The sequence below is a fragment of the Pantoea sp. Ap-870 genome, assembly GCF_011752515.1.
Classification (GTDB): Bacteria; Pseudomonadota; Gammaproteobacteria; order Enterobacterales; family Enterobacteriaceae; genus Pantoea; species Pantoea dispersa.
In genome coordinates this window covers 837,578-858,086 of record NZ_VWXG01000001.1, presented here as the reverse complement: position 1 = coordinate 858,086, position 20,509 = coordinate 837,578, and the positions used below count along the sequence as shown (strand labels likewise).

The following is a 20,509-nucleotide window of genomic DNA, read 5'->3' as shown; positions in this document are numbered from 1 at the left end:
TCATGATAAGTAAAAGCGATTCCCATTTCCGAATAATGGAATTGGCGTATGAAAATCGCACAAATAGCCAATAAGAAATTATTTGTTACAACTATTGCACTACTGATCTTTATCCTTTTGTGTCATTTTCTTGTCACCCCACCAGGGGCTTAAAAAATCAAAAAATAACACAGGGTAAAAATATAAATGATGAAGCGCACTTTACTGGCAGCAGTCATGCCATTGCTGCTGGGATTTTCTGTAGCTCAGGCCGCTGAAATCTATAATAAGGATGGTAACAAGCTGGATCTGGTCGGCAAAATTAACGTGTCGCACCTGTTCTCCGATGACACCACCAATGATGGTGATACCTCATCGTATGTCCGTATCGGTTTTAAGGGCGAAACCAAAATTACCGATCAGCTGACCGGCTACGGTTTCTGGCAATCGCAGTTCAGCCTGCGTAACACGGAAGGTGCCGATGCGCAGGCCGGTAACAAAACCCGTCTCGGCTATGCGGGTCTGAAGTTCGCGCAGTTTGGTTCGATCGACTATGGTCGTAACTATGGTCTGATTTATGACGTGCTGGGCTATACCGATATGCTGCCTTTCTTCGGCGGTGATTCCGGTTATGTCGATGCTTTCCTGTCCGGTCGCTCCACCGGCGTGCTGACCTGGCGTAACAAAGATTTCTTCGGTCTGGTTAAAGGCTGGAACGTCGCAGCGCAGTACGAAGGGAAAAACGAGCGCAGCGACAGCGCGGCAACGCCAAACCTGGCGGTACGTCGCTCTAACGGTGATGGTTTCGCCCTTTCCACCTCGTATGACACTGACTTTGGCCTGAGCGCGGTTGCCGCCTATGCCAGCCTCAATCGCGTCAGTGCGCAAAACCTTGCCACCTACGGCAGAGGTGAGAAAGCCGAACACTGGGAAACCGGGGTGAAATATGATGCTAACCAGCTCTATCTGGCGACCATCTACGGCGAATCCCACAACGCTACGCCAATCGGTAACAGCGGGTTCGCCAACAAAGCGGTGAACTTTGAAGCCGTGGCGCAGTATCAGTTCCTGAACGGTTTCCGTCCGTCGCTGGGCTACGTGAGCTCAAAGGGCAAAAATATTGAAAACGTCGGCGACGCCTGGCTGTTCAAATACACGTCCGTGGGTGCCACCTACTACTTCAACAAGAACATGTCGGTCTACAGCGAATACCGCATCAACCTGCTGAAAGATGACAACGCGCTGCGCCTGAAAACCGACGATATTACCGCGGTAGGTCTGGTGTACCAGTTCTGATGATGATTTACCCTCATGGCATCCCGGCAAGTGTCGGCTGAGGATGCAGCAAAGGGCAGCTCCGGCTGTCCTTTTTCTCTGGTGCCGCGCTGATTATGGTGCCAGCAGGTCGAAGCGGTTTTCGCCCCCCTGCTCCAGCATCACCGGCGGCTGCACCTGCAGCGTAATCCAGTTGGAAGTCACGCGATTTTGCTTGCTGTCCTCCAGCGTCACAGACAGGCGATAACTGTTGTTCGCCTCAGGCGACGCATCCCACGCCGGCATAATGATGCTCCAGCCCTGTGGATCGTTGGGATCGGCTCCCGGCGTCAGGCTCAGCGCCTGCGTATCGCCCTGCCAGCTGACTTTACTGATTGGATGTGCACTGCGGATCTGCAGTTTCAGCGGCAAACTCTCGCCCGCATTGAGCTGCCACGGCGGCGTGGCGAGGAATACCGACAGGGTTTTACGCTGGCGGAACTCCAGCACCGGCGTATTGCTGCGCGTGACCAAATCATAGCGACTACCGCGCAGCGAACGCGCGGCGGCGACGTTATCCGGATTGAGCTGCTGACTGAGCGCCACGCCAAAGCGGTAGTTGAGACGTAAGCCGAGCTGATCCTGGCTCTCGCCTTCATTACTGGTTTTGTGGCTGGCCGATACGGTGACCAGCGGCACTGGCGTGTAGGAGACGCCCAGCGTCAGCGCTGAAGGATTGTGGTAGCTGTTGCCGGAATTAAACAGATCGACATTGTTGCCGAGATACTGCTGCCAGCTGACCGACACGCCCAGCTGGCGGTAAAACGGCAGATAGCCCTGAGTGGTGACATCATACCCGCGCGCCAGCCGCTGCTGCTGGAACGGGTTGCGATTGCGCCAGCCGGACAGCGGCGTGTAGTAGTTGGCGGATAAGCGCAGGTAGTCGCTCCAGGCCTCGGTGCCCAGCGAAGCGCGCTGCAAGCCGCTGTCGAACAGCCGATCAACGAAGCCGTTATAGCCCAGCAGCCAGCTGCCGGCCACCCAGCGCTGTCCCAGCCCGGCATTGCCCACCAGCCCGTCATCGGTCTGGTGCACGCCCAGCTGGCTGAACGTGAGGTAATTGTAGCGATCGGCCCATGGCGTCAGCAGCGAAGCCCCGCTGCCGCTGAAGTTACCTTCCATATCGACGTTGAGATCGATCTGTGCCTGGCCATAAGGCGACAGCAGCGACTGCCCTTCATCCGCCACCCGGGTAGCAACCTCATCACGAAAATGGTTAAACGCCCAGATACCGGCCTGCTGGCCAAGCGTGGTGTCGCTGTCGCTGTTCTGGCTGGCCTCGCCGATGCTTTTGGCAATGCCCGCCAGCTTTTTACTGAACGCCGACGTATCGTCCTGATAGCCCAGCGCCGGTAATCCATCAGCAATCTTCTGGAAACGTGCCGGATCGGCAAACGGTGTTGCGGAGACGTCGCTGTTACCGGTGAAGGCCTGCGCAGGCGCAACGGCCGCCAGTACAGGGGCCCCTAAAGTTACAGCAGCGAAAATTTTGCGGGTCAGAACCAATGGCAGCATAGCAAAAGAGTAGTCGTTTCAGTTTAGAATTTGAAGTAGCTCACAAAACTGTACGAGGTTACCTTAACATATCCTTGCGCCAACGTAGGACTTGTCTTGCTATGTTTCAGATTTTACGCCACCTAAGGGCATACAGGGCGATCAGACGGGAAAACACGTCGTGCGGTCCCCTCTCCCGGGCGGGAGAGGGTTCGGATGCGGGTTGAACACCCGATCAGCATTAAAAACCTAAACTGTCCAGCAGGTCGTCAACCTGGTCCTGGCTGGAAACCACACCTGGCGCGTTAGCATGGATCTGCGGACCGTTCAGCAGGCTGTTGCCCTCTTTACGTGCCGCCGCATTGGCTTCCGGCATGTTCTCCAGCAGTACCATCAGCAGCTGGCGTTCGATCTCCTGGATCACATCCATCATGCGCTTGATTACCTGACCGGTCAGGTCCTGGAAATCCTGCGCCATCATGATTTCCAGCAGCTGCTTGTTGGTGTACGCCGTGTGAGACGGAACGTCGTCAAGGAACTGGCGCGTATCCGAAACCAACTCGCGTGCATCCGCCAGCTCGATCGGGTTTTCAAACCAGGCATCCCAGCGGCCTTTCAGCTGGGTGGCGCCGGCTTCCATCTGGTCCTGGTGTGGCTGCGCCGCTTCCACACAGTTCAGCGCACGTTCCGCTGCCTGTGCGGTCATCTGCACCACATAATCCAGACGGTCACGCGCGTCCGGAATCGCTTCTGCCGCTTCGGCAATGGCCTGATCCAGCCCCAGTTCGCGCAGGCTGTCACGCAGCATACGTGTCAGAGAGCCAATCCGGGCAATAATCTCGTGTGCCGAAGCTTCTTCAGTTGGTTTCGGAAGGTCGCTCATCACATCTCCTTACATACCCAGTTTTTCGAAGATTTTGCCCAACTTCTCTTCCAGCGTGGCGGCAGTGAAAGGCTTCACCACGTAACCGCTGGCACCGGCCTGCGCGGCGGCGATGATGTTCTCTTTCTTGGCTTCGGCTGTGACCATCAGCACCGGCAGTTTGCCCAGCGTGGCGTCGGCACGAATGGTCTGCAGCAGTTCCAGACCGTCCATGTTCGGCATGTTCCAGTCAGAGATAACGAAATCGAAGCCGCCTGCACGCAGTTTGGTCAGGGCGTCGACGCCATCCTCGGCCTCTTCCACGTTATTGAATCCCAGCTCTTTCAGCAGGTTACGGACGATACGACGCATCGTGTTGAAGTCGTCCACTACCAAAAAGCGCATGTTTTTATCAGCCATATCTACTCCTGTGTTGTCTTGTCCGGCAGGACCGGCTCGTTAAATTCGCAATGCCTGTCCGGCGCTAATTTTGGCCAGCATATGCTGGCTGATGTGACCCAGATCGACCACTTCACTGGTGCCGCCCATCGCTATCGCTTCGCGCGGCATACCAAATACCACACAGCTGGCTTCATCCTGGGCGATGGTCCACGCGCCGGCGCGGTGCATTTCCAGCATCCCGGCCGCGCCGTCGTTGCCCATGCCGGTCAGAATGACCCCCACTGCATTTCGCCCGGCGTTGACCGCAACCGAGCGGAACAGGACGTCCACCGACGGTTTATGGCGGTTCACCGGCGGTCCGTCGTTCAGTTTCACCACGTAGTTGGCACCGCTGCGCGCCAGCTCCATGTGCATCGCGCCCGGCGCGATATAGGCGTGACCGGGCAAAATACGCTCGCCGTCTTCCGCCTCTTTCACGGTGATCTGGCACAGCTTGTTCAGCCGCTCGGCAAACGAGCGGGTAAAACCGGGCGGCATGTGCTGCGTAATCAGCAGCGCCGGGCTGGTGGCCGGCAGCGGCTGCAGCACATGGCGAATCGCCTCGGTGCCGCCGGTTGAAGAGCCGATAGCAATCAGCTTTTCACTGCTCAGCAGCGGTCCCGCTTTCAGCATCACCGGCTGCGGCGTGGCGGCACGCGCATGCAGTTTGGCGCGCGCGGCGGCGCGAATCTTGTCGGCGATCATCTGGCTGTAGGCCAGCATGCCTTCACGGATGCCGAGCTGCGGCTTGGTGACGAAATCCACCGCGCCTAACTCCAGCGCACGCAGCGTCACTTCCGATCCTTTACCGGTCAGCGACGAAACCATCACCACCGGCATCGGCCGCAGGCGCATCAGTTTTTCAAGGAAGTCGAGGCCATCCATGCGTGGCATTTCGACATCCAGCGTCAGCACCTGCGGGTTGTACTGTTTGATCAAATCCCGCGCTACCAGCGGGTCCGGCGCCGTCGCGACCATCTCCATATCGGGATGGCTGTTGATGATCTCCGTCATCAACTGGCGCATCAGCGCGGAATCATCCACGCACATCACGGTGATTTTGCTCATCGTCTTTCCTTGGTCAGTCCATAGACAGTCTGTCCACGCAGCCAGAACTCTTTACTGATCTGACTGAAGTTTTCCGAATGCCCGGCAAACAGCAGACCGCCCGGCTTCAGCAGGGGGACAAAACGGCGCAGAATTTGTTCCTGCGTCTCTTTATCGAAATAGATCATCACGTTACGACAGAAAATCGCGTCGAACGGCCCCGGCAATGCCCAGTCGTGCGCCAGTAAATTGAGCTGCGCGTAGTTCACCATATTGGCCAGCTCGCTGCGCACGCGCACCATGCCGGCGTGCGGGCCGGTGCCGCGCAGGAAGAAGCGCTGCAGCTGCGACTGCGATAAGGTGCGCAGCTCCTCCTGGCGATAAACGCCCGCTACCGCTTTCTCCAGCACCTGGGTATCAATATCACTGGCGTGGACGGAAAATTTTCCTGGTCCGGTGCCCAGCGTTTCTGCCAGCGTCATGGCAATCGAGTACGGCTCTTCACCGGTTGAAGCGGCGGTGCTCCACACGCTGTAGTTGCCGCTGCGTTTGCGCGCATGCTCTGCCAGAATCGGGAAGTGGTGCGCCTCACGGAAAAATGAGGTCAGGTTGGTGGTCAGTGCGTTAATAAACGCCTGCCACTCGGCACTGTTCGGGTCCTGCTCCAGCAGCGCCAGATAGCGACCAAAATCATCAATATTCAGCATGCGCAGCCGACGTACCAGACGGTTGTAAACCATCTCGCGTTTGTGGTCAGCCAGCACGATGCCCGCACGCTGATAGATCAGCTGGCTGATACGACGAAAATGTGTATCGGAAAGCGGCAGGCGCTGCACCATTTGTGAGAGCAGCGTCGTGGCTTCATTTTGATCCAATAACGTCGATTTCTTCATTTCGGGTCACCCGGCAACAAACTGATTAAATTGTGATACTGCGGTTGCTACTGTGCTGCCAGTGCACACCATTCACACGGGCCGCCCTGCGGCGGCCACAAGGGTTAAAAGGTTTCCCAGTTATCGTCAGCGCCACGAGCTCCTGCCGCTGGCGCCAGCGCCTGCGGTGCAGACGGACGCGCAATTTTTGGCGCTGTAGTTACGTTAACGGCCTGGGCGACAAATTCTTTACCAATATTGAACACCGCCACCGACTGTTTCAGTCGGCTGGCCTGATCTTCCAGCGCCGCTGCCGCCGTCGCGGACTCTTCCACCAGCGCGGCGTTCTGCTGGGTGACGCGGTCCATCTCGTTCACCGCCAGGCCAACCTGGTCGATACCGCGGCTCTGCTCATCGGAAGCCGAGGCGATTTCGCCCATGATGTCGGTCACGCGGGTCACCGCGTTGACGATCTCGCTCATGGTTTCGCCCGCGCTCTCTACCAGCACCGAGCCGGTATTGACGCGGCTGACCGAATCTTCAATCAGGCCTTTGATCTCCTTCGCCGCCTGCGCGCTGCGCTGGGCCAGACTGCGCACCTCGCCCGCGACCACAGCGAAACCACGCCCCTGCTCACCGGCGCGTGCCGCTTCCACCGCGGCGTTCAGCGCGAGGATATTGGTCTGGAAGGCGATACCGTCAATCACGCTGGTGATATCGGCAATCTTCTTCGAACTTCCGGCGATATCCTTCATGGTGCTGACCACGCCATCGACCACTTTGCCGCCCTGCTGCGCCGTTTCGGACGCGTTCAGCGCCAGCTGCGACGCCTGACGGGCGTTTTCTGCGTTCTGCTTCACGGTGGCGGTCAGCTGCTCCATGCTGGCCGCGGTCTGCTCCAGCGATGCGGCCTGCTGTTCGGTACGCGAAGAGAGATCGTTGTTGCCCATGGCGATTTCGCTGGCGCCGGTGTAGATGGCGTCCGAACCGTCGCGCACGATGCGTACGGTGCGCGCCAGCTCCTGCTGCATGTGCTGCAGCGAACTGAGCAGGTCGCCCATTTCGTTGCGCACGCTGAGATCGACTGGCTGCGTCAGATCGCCGCGCGCAATATGGCGGATGTGCTCAATGCTCTGCTGCAGCGGACGGATCAGCGTCTTACGCATGCCGCTCCACACCAGCGCAATCACCAGCAGCGTCACCAGCAGCGTACCGACCACCAGCATAATCGCGTGTTGGTAAGCGCTCTCGTTGGCGTCAATGCCCTGTTTTGCCAGCACAATGTTGTAGGCGAGCCAGGCGTTGTAATCCTTTTCAAATTTGTCCTGAAAACCCTGCGTTGGCTGATCGACAAAGCCTTTAAAGTTACCGGCACTGAGAAAATCAATCAGCTCGGCCAGCGCCCCGCGAAACGCGTTGTAGTTGGCCTGCAGCGTCAGCACGTTCTCCGCGCTTTTGCCCTTTTCCGACAGGTTAGCGTTGAACTCGGCAAAGCTCTGATCGGCGGTTTTCAGCTCCGTATTGGCCAGCGCCACCAGATCTTTTACCGTGGCACCGGAGCCGGCCTGCTGACTGTCCAGCAGATAGCGGATACCGGCACGGTTCAGTGTGTTACGCGCCTGTACCAGCGAAACCCATGAGGTGCCCATCGCCCGCTGCAGGGTGCTAAGACGTTGGTTGTACGCAAAATTATCTTTATCGGCTTTCACCGTTGAAAAAAACATTCCTCCGGAAAACAGCTGCAGTAAGGCAAATAACGCCAGCACGCACAGCAGGCCGGATACCACTCGAACACGACTAAACATAAACACCTCATTAATTGGCGGATCGCTGGTGTTATCGGCGCGCAGACGCGGATCTTTATGTGAGGTGAAAGGGGTAAGACCAGCAGCAAACCGGGGAAGGGCCAGCCACGTGCCCCTCTCCCGCTGCGGGAGAGGGGACGATTCAGGCAGTGATTAAAACGTTTCCCAGTTTCCGTCACTCACCGGGGCCGCAGCGGCTTTGCGCACCGCCGGCGGTGTCGTGGTCAGCGGGGGACGCACAGGGGCCGCTGCCGACGCGCGCGGAATGCGGAACACCGCCACCGACTGGCTCAGGCGGCTGGCCTGCTCCTCCAGCGAGGCCGCGGCGGCGGCCGACTCTTCTACCAGCGAGGCGTTCTGCTGCGTGACGCGGTCCATCTCGGTCACCGCCTGGCCCACCTGGTCGATGCCACGGCTCTGCTCATCCGAGGCCGAAGCGATTTCGCCCATGATGTCAGTCACGCGCGTCACCGCTCCGACGATATCCTGCATGGTGTCACCTGCGGTGCCGACCAGCTGCGAACCGGCGTTAACCCGGCTGACCGAATCGTCAATCAGTCCTTTGATCTCCTTCGCCGCCTGCGCGCTGCGCTGCGCCAGGTTACGCACCTCGCCCGCTACCACGGCAAAACCACGGCCCTGCTCACCGGCGCGCGCCGCTTCGACCGCCGCGTTAAGCGCCAGGATATTGGTCTGGAAGGCAATGCCGTCGATCACGCTGGTGATATCCGCGATCTTCTTCGAACTGCCGGCGATGTCATGCATGGTGCGCACCACGCCTTCAACCACGTCGCCACCTTTGCGTGCGGTCTCCGACGCGCTGAGCGCCAGCTGCGAAGCCTGCCGGGCGTTCTCAGCGTTCTGCTTCACCGTGGCGGTGAGCTGTTCCATGCTGGCCGCGGTCTGCTCCAGTGATGCCGCCTGCTGCTCGGTACGCGCCGAGAGATCGTTGTTGCCGGCGGAGATTTCGCTGGCGCCGGTAAAGATGGCGTCCGAGCCGTCGCGTACGTTGCCGACGGTGTGCACCAGCGACTGCTGCATCTCATGCAGACTGCTGGCCAGCTGGCTCATTTCGTTACGCCCTTCAACGGTGATGGTCTGCGTCAGATCGCCTGCGGCGATATGGCGAATGTGACCGAGCAACTGATGCAGCGGCTGAATCAGCACCGTGCGCAGGCCAAACCAGCAGGCGACAATTACCGCGATCACCATCACGGCGACGATCGCCAGCAGCCACATCATGGTGTGGAAGGCACGCTGGTTCTGCGCCACGCCCTCAGCGGCTAAAGCACTCTGCGCGCTGCGCCACTCTTCATAGGTGGCTTTCATTTTGACCTGTTTGGCTTCAATGTTCTGATCAAACATGCCCTGCAGATCGTTGGCTTTCAGCCGGGCCAGCATCGCCTTCAGGCCGTTATTGAACGCGGCATAATCCGCTTCCAGCCGGTCGCGCAGCGCATCAGACAGTCCTGGCGTCGCTGGCAAATCGTAATAGCGCTGATAGTGACCGGCCGCGGTGTCGAGCTGTTTCTCCGTCTGCGCGATCAGTGCATTAAGCTGACCGCCGTTGGTCTGCGACGCCATGCTGCCCTGCATGCGCAGCATGGCGCGGTTGAGCACGGTACGGGTTTGATTGAGTTCAATCCAGGCATCGGACATGGCAGCGACGTTATTACTTGACGTTTGTGCCACAGCAAACGCCTCTTTATCTTTTTGTAATGCCGACCAGAACAGCCCGCCGGACAGTAATTGCATAGCACCGAACACCAGCAGGACTGCGATCAGGCTGGTGACGACGTTGATTCGTTTTAACATGGTGTCTCCAAAAAGGGGGGTTACGCCCTGTTTATCGACCGCTGCGCTGAATATTTGAGAGGGTTTACCGGACTTTACGAGGGATAATGCTGAATTAAAGCTTTTTTACAGCGTTTTATAAGTAAAGAAAGCAGGAGATGAGGGAGCGGCGCGTTGTCCGCTCCCGTTTCAGCTTAGAACGTTTCCCAGTTGGCGTCGCTGACCGGCGCGGTCAGCGCTTTGCGTGGCGCACTGGCCTGCGGGGGGGCGATCTGCGGATGGCGCACACCCGTGCTGCTGACAGGCTGAGCGCCACGTGGAATGCGGAACACCGCCACCGACTGGCTGAGACGGCTGGCCTGCTCCTCCAGCGAGGCCGCCGCCGCCGCCGACTCTTCCACCAGCGAGGCGTTCTGCTGCGTGACGCGGTCCATCTCGGTCACCGCCTGGCCGACCTGATCGATACCGCGACTCTGCTCGTCCGACGCCGAGGCGATCTCGCCCATGATGTCGGTGACGCGCGTCACCGCATTGACGATTTCGCCCATGGTATTGCCCGCCGTGCCGACCAGCTGTGAGCCGCTGTCAACGCGACGCACCGAGTCTTCAATCAGCCCTTTGATCTCCTTCGCCGCCTGCGCGCTGCGCTGGGCAAGGTTGCGCACTTCACCGGCCACCACCGCGAAGCCGCGGCCCTGTTCCCCGGCGCGCGCCGCTTCGACTGCGGCGTTGAGCGCGAGGATGTTGGTCTGGAAAGCGATACCGTCAATCACGCTGGTAATGTCGGCAATCTTCTTCGAACTGCCGGCAATATCGTGCATGGTGCGCACCACGCCTTCCACCACTTCTCCGCCTTTCTGCGCGGTTTCCGATGCGCTGAGCGCCAGCTGCGAGGCCTGCCGCGCGTTCTCGGCGTTCTGCTTCACCGTGGCGGTGAGCTGCTCCATGCTGGCCGCGGTCTGCTCCAGCGACGCCGCCTGCTGTTCGGTACGCGCCGAGAGATCGTTATTGCCGGCGGAGATTTCGCTGGCGCCGGTAAAAATGGCGTCCGAGCCGTCGCGCACGTTGCTGACGGTGCGCACCAGCGCCTGCTGCATCTCCTGCAGCTTGCTCGCCAGCTGGCTCATTTCATTGCGTCCTTCGACGGTGATGGTCTGGGTTAAATCGCCCTGCGCAATGTATTCAATGTGCTGGATGCTGTCGTTGAGCGGCTTAATCAGCACCTTACGCAGGCCGAACCAGCACAGCACGATCACGCCCACCACCAGCGCCAGTACCAGCCCCAGCAGCCACATCATGTGCTCGTAAGCGGCGCTGTTCGCCGCCACGCCGGCCGCCGTCAGACGATCCTGATCGGCGCGCCACTGAGTGTAGTTTTCCAGAAAGGCACTTTGCGTCGGGGCCACCGGTACTTTGCCGGCTGCGGCGGTATCGTTGTGCTGCAGCACCTGCTGCATCTCAGCCAGTGCGCTGGCGTAAGCTTTATAGGTCTGTTCCAGCTGCTGATTGAGCTGCAGATTCTGGCCCGGCGTGTCCGGCGTGTTTTTAAACAGGGTGAAGTTGTCCTGCGCCGTCTGCTGGAACGTCCTGCTCTGCCCGAACAGCGTACCGATGTCAGCTTCGGTGCCGGTCAGTTTACTGGTGGCAATACGCAGCTGGATGCGCGTCAGGATCACGCGGCTTTGGTTAAGGCTCATGTAAGCATCATTGATGGCGGCAATATTTTTGCTCGCCAGCTGAGAGGTATTGAAACTTTTTTTGTCGTCACTCAGCGCTTTAAAAAACAGCGAGCCGGAAGCCAGCTGCAGTACGCCAAACACCAACAACACCAGCAACAGGCTGGTCACAACGCGGATTTTCGTAAACATAGTTTGCCCTGGGAAATGAAGAAAAATCGTGCAATACAGTTATCGACCTGGCGGCGGGAATATTGAGCGAGGGCAGGAAATATTTGTGGGCTTTGTTATTGATTTATAACGGTTTAATAAAGGATGTAATAGTCACGGGCCGCATCAGCGACCCGTGACTCTCTGCGAACGATTATGCGCTACGCAGCGTATCCACCAGCGCCATCTCTTCACTGCTCAGCAGTTTTTCGATGTCGACCAGAATCAGCATACGCTCGCCCAGCGCACCGAGACCGGTGAGGTACTCGGTCGACATGGTGACGGCAAATTCCGGTGCCGGACGGATCTGATCCTGCGTCAGCGACAGCACGTCAGACACGCCATCCACCACGATGCCGACCACGCGATGCTCAAGATTCAGCACGATCACCACGGTGTTTTCGTTGTACTCCACGTCCGGCTGCGAGAACTTCACGCGCAGATCGATAATCGGCACAATCACGCCACGCAGGTTAGTTACGCCCTTGATGAACTCCGGCGTGTTAGCGATACGCGTTACCTGATCGTAACCACGAATCTCCTGCACTTTAAGGATATCGATGCCGTACTCTTCGTCACCGAGGGTGAAAACCAGGAACTCCTGGCCGACGGTTTCGCCGGCGATTTTCGTCACGGTTGCCATGTCAGTCATTTTTTTACCCTTTCGTTATCTGTTACGCTGCGGCACCGGCCACACGCTTCTCACGGTTCAATGATTGCAGTGCCGATACGTCGACAATCAGCGCAACGCTGCCATCGCCGAGGATGGTGGCGGCGGAAATGCCCGGCACTTTGCGGTAGTTGCTTTCCAGGTTCTTCACCACCACCTGATGCTGACCAATCAGCTGATCGACCAGCAGCGCATAGCGACGTCCTGCGCTCTGCAGGATCACCACGATGCCCTGCGTGGCGTCGGTTTTGGCGTTCTGCACGTCAAACACGTTCCACAGCTCAACCAGCGGCAGGTACTCGCCGCGCACTTCCAGTACGCGCTCGCCACCGGCCAGCGGTTTCAGCTCTTCAGCCGTGGGCTGCAGTGACTCCATCACCGCGTTCAGTGGCAGGATGAACACTTCGTCTGCCACGCGCACCGACATCCCGTCGAGGATCGCCAGCGTCAGCGGCAGCAGAATGCGAATGGTGGTGCCTTTGCCCTGCTTCGAGGAGATTTCGACGTGACCGCCCATCTCCTGGATATTACGTTTCACCACGTCCATGCCGACGCCGCGGCCTGATACGTCGGTCACCTGCTCGGCGGTCGAGAAGCCTGGCGCGAAGATCAGCATGCCGACTTCTTCATCACTCATGCTGTCGCTGACCGGCAGGCCGGACGAGAGCGCTTTCGCCAGGATACGTTCACGGTTGAGGCCGGCACCGTCATCGATCACTTCGATGCAGATGTTGCCGCCCTGATGTTCCGCTGACAGCGTCAGATTGCCGACCGCCGTTTTGCTGGCGGCCAGCCGTTTTTCCGGGGTTTCGATGCCGTGGTCGAGGCTGTTACGCACCAGGTGCGTTAACGGATCGATGATGCGTTCGATCAGGCTCTTATCCAGTTCGGTTGAGCTGCCGAGCAGCGTCAGTTCAACCTCTTTGCCCAGCTTGCTGGCCAGATCGCGCACCAGACGCGGGAAGCGGCTGAACACGTACTCCATCGGCATCATACGAATCGACATCACCGATTCCTGCAGGTCGCGGGCGTTACGCTCCAGCTGACCCATGCTGTTGAGCAGGTCACCATGTGCCACCGGATCCAGCGCACCGGAGCGCTGCGCCAGCATCGACTGGGTAATCACCAGCTCGCCGACCAGGTTGATCAGCTGGTCAACTTTTTCCACCGCCACGCGAATACTGCTGGATTCGCTGCTTTTGGCGGGCGCGGCGGCACGTTTGCTCTCACGCTTCACCGCCGGAGTAATGTCGGTGACGGTCGCCGTTTGCTGCACCGGCGCTTCGGCTTCGGCCTCTGCGACGGGCGCGGCGGCAACGGCGGCGGGTGCGGCGTCCTGCGGGAACTGAATCTGCGCTTCATCAATCACGAAACACAGCACCGCCACGATATCGTCTTTGCCGACACCGTCGATGGTGGCTTCCAGCGAGCTGGCGCCTTTCACCACATCGGTCAGGGTGCCGAGGTTGCCCAGCTCTTCCAGCAGCAGATCCGGCTCTTTCTCTTTCAGATTGATCAGCTGCAGGCGCAGGCCGCTGCTGGCGGGCGCGGCAGGTGCTGCCACGTCGGCGAGCGCCACCACCGGTGCGGCGGCTTGCGGGGCTATTCCTTTGGCTTCCAGCGCCAGCTGGCGCAGGGCTTCACAGATGTAGTTAAAGCTTTCTGCGTTTGGCTCCTGCGCGGTTTTATAGGCATCGAGCTGTTCCTGCATAATATCTTTGGTTTCCAAAAACAGGTTGATGATGTCGGTGCTGAGCTGCATTTCGCCACGGCGCGCACCATCCAGAATGTTTTCCAGGATGTGGGTGGTTTCCTGTAAAACCGTAAAGCCAAACGTACCGGCTCCGCCCTTAATGGAGTGGGCGGCGCGGAAGATGGCATTCAACTGCTCGGAATCGGGCTCCTGGGGATCCAGTCCCAACAGGTGTTGCTCCATATCCGCTAACAGCTCATCGGCTTCATCAAAAAACGTCTGGTAAAAATCGCTGATGTCCATGCTCACGGGATCACCTCGGCTGTGAGGGTTGGTCTGGTGTCACCGCGCTGGCGGCGGGCGGTGCCGCTGCCGGCGGATTCGCCGCGGCTGCCGGTGTGGCCGGTGCTGCGGTAGAACCCGTGGGGGCAGTTGGCGCCGCCGGACCAGCCGGTGCGGTAATGCTAGGTAAAATCTGCGCCGGGTCACTCACCTGAACGGCATCGCTCTCGGCATTCTCTTTTTCAATCGCCGCTTCGGTGTCATGGTTCAACACCAGCAGGCTGATACGACGGTTCACCGCGTCGTTGGCGCCGCGGTTTTTCAGTTTCATGGTGTCGGCCATGCCGACCACGCGCAGCATTTTGCCGCCGTCCAGCCCGCCCGCCACCAGCTCACGGCGTGAGGCATTGGCACGATCCGCCGACAGTTCCCAGTTGCTGTAGCCGCGATCGCCGCTGGCGTACTGGAAGTCATCGGTATGACCGGACAAACTGATTTTGTTAGGAATATCATTCAGCAGCGGCGCAATGGCGCGCAGGATATCGCGCATGTACGGCTCCACTTCCGCGCTGCCGGTTTTAAACATCGGGCGGTTCTGGCTATCGATAATCTGAATGCGCAGACCCTCTTCCACCATGTTGATGATCAGATGCGGACGCAGCGCTTTCAGGCGCGGATCGGCCTCAATCAGCTGGTCGAGTTTTTCACGCAGCCGGTTCAGGCGAATGTCATCCAGCTGGCGCTTTTGCGCATCCATATCGACCTGTTTTTGCACTTCACCTTTCTTCTGCGTCGGATCATCGCCGCCGCCGGGAATCGGACTTTCGCTGTCGCTGCTACGCTGACCGCCGGTCAGGGCGACCTTGAGCGGCGTTTTAAAATATTCGGCAATCTGCACCAGCTCCTGCGGATTGGCGATCGAGATCAGCCACATCACCATGAAGAACGCCATCATCGCCGTCATAAAGTCGGCATAGGCAATCTTCCATGAGCCATGGCTGCCTTCATGCTTTTTATGTTTGCGCCGTTTGACCAGCACAATCGGGCGATTACCGTGCTTCATGAAGGCGTATCCGAAGTCTGCTTAGCCGGGTTTTTCGCGTTACGCACGTGCTCTTCCAGCTCGGTAAAGGACGGACGCTCGGTGGAATACAGGGTTTTACGACCAAACTCGACGGCGATCTGCGGCGCATAACCGTTCAGGCTGGAGAGCAGCGTGACTTTGACGCACTGCATCATCTTGGTGGTTTCCGCGCACTTCTGGCGCAGCACGGATGCCAGCGGCGAAATGAAGCCGTAAGCCAGCAGAATACCGAGGAACGTTCCCACCATGGCGTGCGCAATCAGCGCGCCCAGTTCTGCCGCCGGGCGGTCCGCGGAGGCCAGCGCGTGCACCACGCCCATTACCGCGGCGACGATACCAAACGCCGGCAGGCCATCACCGACTGCCGCTAAGCTTTGTGCTGGTACTTCGCACTCGTGTTCATAGGTTTCGATCTCTTCATCCATCAGGGCTTCGATCTCGAAAGCATTCATATTTCCGCTCACCATCAGACGTAAATAGTCGGTAATAAAATCCACTAAAGGTTTATCGGACAAAATACGCGGATAGTTAGCGAAAATTTCGCTCTGGCTGGGATCTTCAATATCGCGTTCCAGCGACAGCATGCCCTGCTGACGTGATTTCGCCATCAGGCGATACAGCAGCGCCATTAAATCCATGTATACGGCTTTGTTATATTTTGAGCCGCGCATTAACAAGGGCAGCGCTTTTAGCGTCTTTTTAATCGATTTGCCGTTGTTGCCCACCAGAAACGCACCTATGCCGGCGCCGCCAATAATCAGCAACTCCGACGGCTGGTAAAGCGCGCCCAGATGGCCGCCTACCATCATGTAACCGCCCAGCACGGAACCGAGGACTACGATATAACCCACAATAATCAGCACAAAAACATCCTTACGTCCGTAACGTGTTGGTGGAAGTTAAGCCAGAGAGCCGCAGGTGTTATTCACAGGGTGTGGGCAAAAAAAAAGCAGCGGTATTAACCGCTGCTGGATGCTTTCCACGATGCGAACAAACTTAAACGGCGCGTTTAACCTGTTCATCCAGCAGTTGTGGAAAGGTATCGGCAGAATCTGCAGAAAGTTTACGTCTTTTTACGGCACGTGATGGCGGCTGGCACAGGCTGCAAACAAAGCTGCCCGGCGGCTGATGCGCGTGGTTGATGAAGCTTCCGCCACAGCATTTACAGTCCGACAATTCCAGCATGCCACTTTCAACAAATCGCACCAGGGTCCAGGCGCGGGTCAGCGCCAACAGCGGGCCCTCGTCCGATTGCGGACACTGCTCAAGATACAGGCGATACGCTTTGATAACCGCCTCTACACCACTGCTCAGCCGGGTTTTCAGCAGAAACTGCCAGGCGTTGCAGAACATCGACGCATGAATATTTTGTTCCCAGGTCATGAACCAGTCGGTAGAGAATGGCAGCATGCCTTTCGGTGGGGGTGCACCACGCAGCTCTTTGTACAGTTTAATCAGGCGACCGCGGCTCAGCTGGGTTTCACTTTCCAGCATCTGCAGTCGTGCGCCCAATGTAATCAGCTCCATTGCCAGCTGAATATCACGCGCTTCCTGAACAATACTTTTTTCGGTCATTATACCGCCCTCTTTTTAGCAGAGGCATCATCTTTCGATGCGCTGCGCAATAAACGGCTGGATAATAAAATACCGGTGTGGATTTGCTGCAAATCATCCACACGTGATTCCTGCGTTAAACGGTTAATAAGATTGTGATCGGTAAAGCGGAACTGGCAAACCAGTTGATTGGTTTCCGCTAATTTTACCATCTCAGGTAAAGTCAATTGCTGCAATGCATCCGCCATTGGCTCATCGATACCTAAACGAAACATTGCTGAAGCTTTTTCCTGGTTTATCAAACGCTGTGCAAGCAATAAATATGACAGATTGATGTCATATATGTGTTTTAGTAATTCTGATGTACCCATTTTTTTCCATCCTGATAGACGCGACATATATACGGCCACAGAATTAAGTGTTCTATGGTTCGGGTTGCTGGTTGGTAAATCTAAAGATGGCAAAAAATAATCAGGCATAAGCCAACGCGTACTGAACTGTTTCACTTCCCACCGGGATATTGATCAGTAGTAGTCAAAACTCCAGGCCAATCTTTTCTTGAGTTGTAACCATCTTCCGTGACGTCTGCTTACAGTTTTTTAAGACTAATCCGAAAACAAGGCAAATCTATATCGTCTGATTTCGACATACAACGTGATTGGTATGAAATTTTAGATAAAGTGTGATCTGCGTCACACTTTTAAGGCAAATTTTTCAAGTGAAGCTTCAGCAATGCTTTTCTGTTGTTCTTTTTTTGAACGATTTTGAAACGTTTCGCTAATATTTCACAGGAAAAGTCTGAATTTTGAAGTGTGTCGCAGATCGTCACTATGGGGCGATCTTTTATCTGCTACGTTGGCTTTAGGCAAAGACAAGACCCCGAAATAAACCAAAAAGGCAGCATAAAACACCAAAAATAGCCGTAATTATTCGCTTTTAAATTAATCACTTACAGGGAATATTGCCACACAGGACTAATGGCGCTGTGCTAGCGAAGCGTGAAGAGTGGATGCAGCGCGCTTGTGGTGTGTAAAGAGTTTGTAGGGAGGGTTTAGCGAGTCACAAGGGATGTAACAGCACGTTACATTAGCGATATGAATGAATTGACTAACTAACACACTGATGTATTAGAACTATCGGCCTGGCCAGCCAAATCTTTAGGGTCGGAAGGAAAAATTCAGCGTTTCAGTGATTAACTGGCTTAATTTTAACCAATTCGTGCGTTTTTTGGTGCCGGGTCAGCGGGTTAGCGCTTAACAAAATGAAATCGATTTCATTCGGTGAGGATATCGCGTGAAAACGCTACGCAGCACGGTCCTGCCTGCGTCGTCTGACGGATACCTCTCCCGCGTACGGGAGAGGCATTGCCTGAGGGGAAAATCGCGCCTTGCGGGGCTAATTACGCCAGCTTCTGAAACGTCGCGACCTTGTTATCGCTACCGTGGCTGGCGCTGCGTGCCGGCAGCGTGTTCAGATCGTTCAGGAAGCTTTCGCGCCAGTGCGAAATGTCCTGCTTACGCAGTACGGCCATCATGTCGTTATAGCGCGAGATACGCTCGGTGCGCGGCATGGTCAGCGCGCGGTCCAGCGCCGCCGCCACATCATCACGATCGTACGGGTTGACGATCAGTGCAGAAGTCAGCTCGTTGGCCGCTCCGGCAAAGCGCGACAGCACCAGCACGCCCGGATCGTCCGGATCCTGCGCCGCGACATACTCTTTCGCCACCAGGTTCATGCCGTCACGCAGCGGCGTAACCAGCCCCACGTCGGTCAGGCGGAAAATCTTCATCAGCAGACGGCGGTCAAAATGCTGGTTGAGATAATAGAGCGGCGTCCAGCCCAGCGTGCCGTATTTACCGTTAATGCGCCCCGCTTCCGTCTCCAGCTGGTGACGAATATCCTGATAGGCCTGCACGTCGCCGCGCGAGGTCGGCGCAATCTGTGAGTAGCGGATTTTGCCGCGGTGCTGCGGGAAGTTTTCCAGCAGCGCTTCATAGGCAAGGAAACGCTCCGGCAAGCCTTTGGAATAGTCGAGACGCTCACAGGCGATAATGTTCTGCAAATCGCCCAGCTCACGCTTCATCGCGGCCATCTTCGGTGGCAGCGGCCCTTCCGCCATCTCTTTAATGCTGTCCGGCTCGATACCGATAGGGTAAACCTCGGTCATAAAGGTATTGCCAAAGGCGCGATGCTTCTTCTCGCCTTTATTCTGCAGCTGCGTCAGCTGGCTCAGGCTGTCGAGAAACGCCACGCGATCGGATTCTGTCTGGAAACCCAGCAGATCGTATTCACACAGCATTTCCAGCAGTTCCTGATGCGGCGGCAGCGCATTGAAAATTTCCGGCGTCGGGAACGGGATATGCAGAAAGAATCCGATTCGGTTATTGATGCCCTGTTTACGCAGTTCAGCGGCAAACGGCAGCAGGTGGTAATCGTGGATCCACAGGATATCGTCCGGCTTGAGCAACGGTTTCAGCCGCTGCGCCAGCAGGGTATTCACGCGGCAGTAGCCTTCCCAGGCTTCACGCTGGTACTGCACCAGATCGAGGCGATAGTGGAACGCGGGCCAGATCACCGTGTTAGAAAACTGGCAGTAGTACTGATCGTAATCGTTTTGATTGAGGGGGAATGAGGCATAGGTAATGCCGTCTTGTTCGATCTGGGTAAGTTCCTCATCTTCTTCACCGGAAAACTCACTGATCTCTCCGTTCCAGCCAAACCACAATCCTCCGGTGGTCTGCAGCGCATCCAGAATGCCGACGGCGAGACCGCCTGCGTTGGTTTTGCTTCCATCAGGAATAGCGATACGGTTAGATACGACGACTAAACGACTCATAACCTAAACTCCTTACCGACGTTGTTATGTTCTAGTTGTAATAATAGTTGTTCCAGCCAGTGCCAGACTGCTGCCACATCGGGCAGACGATAGCGCGCCTGGCTTGGACCTTCACCGACCTTGACCGAGATGCCATGCATGGCATTGACTGCAAGAAAGCCTTTCTCATCGGTCAGATCGTCGCCCACAAATACCGGAATGCGACCGGTAAATGGCGCTTCCTGCATAAATTCGCGTACCGCAGCACCTTTATCGATGCCCTGCGGTTTCAGTTCCACCACGCATTTACCTGGCTGCAGCGCCAGCGCCGGAAAGCGGGTTACCGCCTCTTCGGCCAGCTGCATGATGGCGTTTTCATACTCTGGCGCGTTGCGGTAGTGCAGCGCAAAGGCCATACCTTTTACTTCCAGCAGCGTACCGGGCCACTGGTCAAGGGTCTGCTGCAGTTCAACCTGCAGCGTTTGCGCCACCTCATCGGGCAGCGACTGACGATGCAGATGTCCGCTGGCATCGCGGCGCTCAGCGCCGTGCACGCCCGCTGCCGGGGCTTCCAGCGGCGCGACCAGCTCATCCAGCTGGCTGATCGGACGGCCGGAAACCAGCGCCAGCGCGCCGTGACTTAAATTAGAAATTTGTTGCAGATGCTGGCGCACCGATGCGGGGATGGAAACCGACTCGGGCTGCGACTGAAGCGCGGCCAGCGTGCCGTCAACATCAAAAAAGAAGGCGTAAAGTCCGCCACTTAGCGACGGCAGGGTGCTGTTCTCATTAACCGCAGGGGTCACGTCTCCTCCTGTATCTGAACGTAAACGGGCAGTCTGTTCGCAGGCAGGCAGGAAGTGAGGAGGTTTTTCCGTAAACACGGGAATCGAAAGGGTAACGCTCCAGAACTAAAC

Annotated in this window: 17 protein-coding genes; 1 reads left to right on the top strand and 16 read right to left on the bottom strand. The window is 57.2% G+C overall.

The window, feature by feature from the left end; translation table 11 throughout:
* The first annotated feature begins 186 nt into the window (after positions 1 to 186).
* Positions 187 to 1,275 carry a porin gene (locus F3J41_RS04215; protein WP_159378244.1) on the top strand — a complete coding sequence of 363 codons (1,089 nt, stop codon included), beginning with the start codon at positions 187 to 189 and terminating at the stop codon, positions 1,273 to 1,275.
* Positions 1,276 to 1,368: 93 nt separating this feature from the next.
* Here the strand turns inward: F3J41_RS04215 and F3J41_RS04210 are convergent, their stop codons facing one another.
* The 16 genes from F3J41_RS04210 to otsB all read right to left on the bottom strand — a co-directional run bounded on the left by F3J41_RS04210 (position 1,369) and on the right by otsB (position 20,398).
* The gene (locus F3J41_RS04210) at positions 1,369 to 2,808 is read right to left on the bottom strand and encodes a YchO/YchP family invasin (protein ID WP_141495522.1); all 1,440 of its coding nucleotides are present in this window, start codon (positions 2,806 to 2,808) and stop codon (positions 1,369 to 1,371) included.
* A 220-nt stretch (positions 2,809 to 3,028) separates the two neighbouring features.
* The gene (gene cheZ / locus F3J41_RS04205) at positions 3,029 to 3,670 is read right to left on the bottom strand and encodes a protein phosphatase CheZ (protein WP_058757663.1); all 642 of its coding nucleotides are present in this window, start codon (positions 3,668 to 3,670) and stop codon (positions 3,029 to 3,031) included.
* Between the two features lie 9 nt (positions 3,671 to 3,679).
* On the bottom strand, positions 3,680 to 4,069 hold the full coding sequence (cheY, locus tag F3J41_RS04200) for a chemotaxis response regulator CheY (protein WP_021506272.1): 390 nt from the start codon (positions 4,067 to 4,069) through the stop codon (positions 3,680 to 3,682).
* Between the two features lie 39 nt (positions 4,070 to 4,108).
* Positions 4,109 to 5,158 (bottom strand): chemotaxis response regulator protein-glutamate methylesterase, encoded by a 1,050-nt coding sequence (locus F3J41_RS04195; RefSeq protein WP_021506273.1) that lies wholly within the window; start codon positions 5,156 to 5,158, stop codon positions 4,109 to 4,111.
* Positions 5,155 to 6,030, bottom strand: coding sequence for a protein-glutamate O-methyltransferase CheR (gene cheR / locus F3J41_RS04190; protein WP_031279190.1), 876 nt, complete (start codon positions 6,028 to 6,030; stop codon positions 5,155 to 5,157). The genes F3J41_RS04195 and cheR overlap by 4 nt, the downstream gene beginning before the upstream one ends.
* A 104-nt stretch (positions 6,031 to 6,134) precedes the next feature.
* On the bottom strand, positions 6,135 to 7,814 hold the full coding sequence (locus F3J41_RS04185; protein ID WP_166710008.1) for a methyl-accepting chemotaxis protein: 1,680 nt from the start codon (positions 7,812 to 7,814) through the stop codon (positions 6,135 to 6,137).
* Between the two features lie 153 nt (positions 7,815 to 7,967).
* On the bottom strand, positions 7,968 to 9,629 hold the full coding sequence (locus tag F3J41_RS04180) for a methyl-accepting chemotaxis protein (protein ID WP_088515878.1): 1,662 nt from the start codon (positions 9,627 to 9,629) through the stop codon (positions 7,968 to 7,970).
* 173 nt (positions 9,630 to 9,802) lie between these two features.
* Positions 9,803 to 11,476 carry a methyl-accepting chemotaxis protein gene (locus F3J41_RS04175; protein WP_166710006.1) on the bottom strand — a complete coding sequence of 558 codons (1,674 nt, stop codon included), beginning with the start codon at positions 11,474 to 11,476 and terminating at the stop codon, positions 9,803 to 9,805.
* Between the two features lie 172 nt (positions 11,477 to 11,648).
* On the bottom strand, positions 11,649 to 12,146 hold the full coding sequence (gene cheW / locus F3J41_RS04170; RefSeq protein ID WP_021506278.1) for a chemotaxis protein CheW: 498 nt from the start codon (positions 12,144 to 12,146) through the stop codon (positions 11,649 to 11,651).
* Between the two features lie 22 nt (positions 12,147 to 12,168).
* Complete coding sequence (gene cheA / locus F3J41_RS04165) at positions 12,169 to 14,160, bottom strand: chemotaxis protein CheA (protein WP_181444757.1); 1,992 nt, start codon at positions 14,158 to 14,160, stop codon at positions 12,169 to 12,171.
* Positions 14,161 to 14,170: 10 nt separating this feature from the next.
* Complete coding sequence (gene motB / locus F3J41_RS04160; protein WP_021506280.1) at positions 14,171 to 15,202, bottom strand: flagellar motor protein MotB; 1,032 nt, start codon at positions 15,200 to 15,202, stop codon at positions 14,171 to 14,173.
* Positions 15,199 to 16,086 carry a flagellar motor stator protein MotA gene (gene motA, locus F3J41_RS04155; protein WP_021506281.1) on the bottom strand — a complete coding sequence of 296 codons (888 nt, stop codon included), beginning with the start codon at positions 16,084 to 16,086 and terminating at the stop codon, positions 15,199 to 15,201. The genes motB and motA overlap by 4 nt, the downstream gene beginning before the upstream one ends.
* Positions 16,087 to 16,219: 133 nt before the next feature.
* Positions 16,220 to 16,798: a flagellar transcriptional regulator FlhC gene (gene flhC, locus F3J41_RS04150; RefSeq protein WP_021506282.1), complete on the bottom strand. Its 579-nt coding sequence runs from the start codon at positions 16,796 to 16,798 to the stop codon at positions 16,220 to 16,222.
* Positions 16,798 to 17,148 (bottom strand): flagellar transcriptional regulator FlhD, encoded by a 351-nt coding sequence (gene flhD / locus F3J41_RS04145; RefSeq protein WP_058769677.1) that lies wholly within the window; start codon positions 17,146 to 17,148, stop codon positions 16,798 to 16,800. The genes flhC and flhD overlap by 1 nt, the downstream gene beginning before the upstream one ends.
* 1,028 nt (positions 17,149 to 18,176) lie before the next feature.
* Complete coding sequence (gene otsA / locus F3J41_RS04140) at positions 18,177 to 19,613, bottom strand: alpha,alpha-trehalose-phosphate synthase (RefSeq protein WP_166710004.1); 1,437 nt, start codon at positions 19,611 to 19,613, stop codon at positions 18,177 to 18,179.
* Positions 19,610 to 20,398 carry a trehalose-phosphatase gene (gene otsB / locus F3J41_RS04135; protein WP_166710002.1) on the bottom strand — a complete coding sequence of 263 codons (789 nt, stop codon included), beginning with the start codon at positions 20,396 to 20,398 and terminating at the stop codon, positions 19,610 to 19,612. The genes otsA and otsB overlap by 4 nt, the downstream gene beginning before the upstream one ends.
* Positions 20,399 to 20,509 lie beyond the last annotated feature (111 nt).

Bases quoted from the DNA above. Each gene is read 5' to 3' on its own strand.
- F3J41_RS04215 (WP_159378244.1), top strand. From the start codon at position 187: ATGATGAAGCGCACTTTACTGGCAGCAGTCATGCCATTGCTGCTGGGA.
- F3J41_RS04210 (WP_141495522.1), bottom strand. From the start codon at position 2,808: ATGCTGCCATTGGTTCTGACCCGCAAAATTTTCGCTGCTGTAACTTTA.
- cheZ (WP_058757663.1), bottom strand. From the start codon at position 3,670: ATGAGCGACCTTCCGAAACCAACTGAAGAAGCTTCGGCACACGAGATT.
- cheY (WP_021506272.1), bottom strand. From the start codon at position 4,069: ATGGCTGATAAAAACATGCGCTTTTTGGTAGTGGACGACTTCAACACG.
- F3J41_RS04195 (WP_021506273.1), bottom strand. From the start codon at position 5,158: ATGAGCAAAATCACCGTGATGTGCGTGGATGATTCCGCGCTGATGCGC.
- cheR (WP_031279190.1), bottom strand. From the start codon at position 6,030: ATGAAGAAATCGACGTTATTGGATCAAAATGAAGCCACGACGCTGCTC.
- F3J41_RS04185 (WP_166710008.1), bottom strand. From the start codon at position 7,814: ATGTTTAGTCGTGTTCGAGTGGTATCCGGCCTGCTGTGCGTGCTGGCG.
- F3J41_RS04180 (WP_088515878.1), bottom strand. From the start codon at position 9,629: ATGTTAAAACGAATCAACGTCGTCACCAGCCTGATCGCAGTCCTGCTG.
- F3J41_RS04175 (WP_166710006.1), bottom strand. From the start codon at position 11,476: ATGTTTACGAAAATCCGCGTTGTGACCAGCCTGTTGCTGGTGTTGTTG.
- cheW (WP_021506278.1), bottom strand. From the start codon at position 12,146: ATGACTGACATGGCAACCGTGACGAAAATCGCCGGCGAAACCGTCGGC.
- cheA (WP_181444757.1), bottom strand. From the start codon at position 14,160: ATGGACATCAGCGATTTTTACCAGACGTTTTTTGATGAAGCCGATGAG.
- motB (WP_021506280.1), bottom strand. From the start codon at position 15,202: ATGAAGCACGGTAATCGCCCGATTGTGCTGGTCAAACGGCGCAAACAT.
- flhC (WP_021506282.1), bottom strand. From the start codon at position 16,798: ATGACCGAAAAAAGTATTGTTCAGGAAGCGCGTGATATTCAGCTGGCA.
- flhD (WP_058769677.1), bottom strand. From the start codon at position 17,148: ATGGGTACATCAGAATTACTAAAACACATATATGACATCAATCTGTCA.
- otsA (WP_166710004.1), bottom strand. From the start codon at position 19,613: ATGAGTCGTTTAGTCGTCGTATCTAACCGTATCGCTATTCCTGATGGA.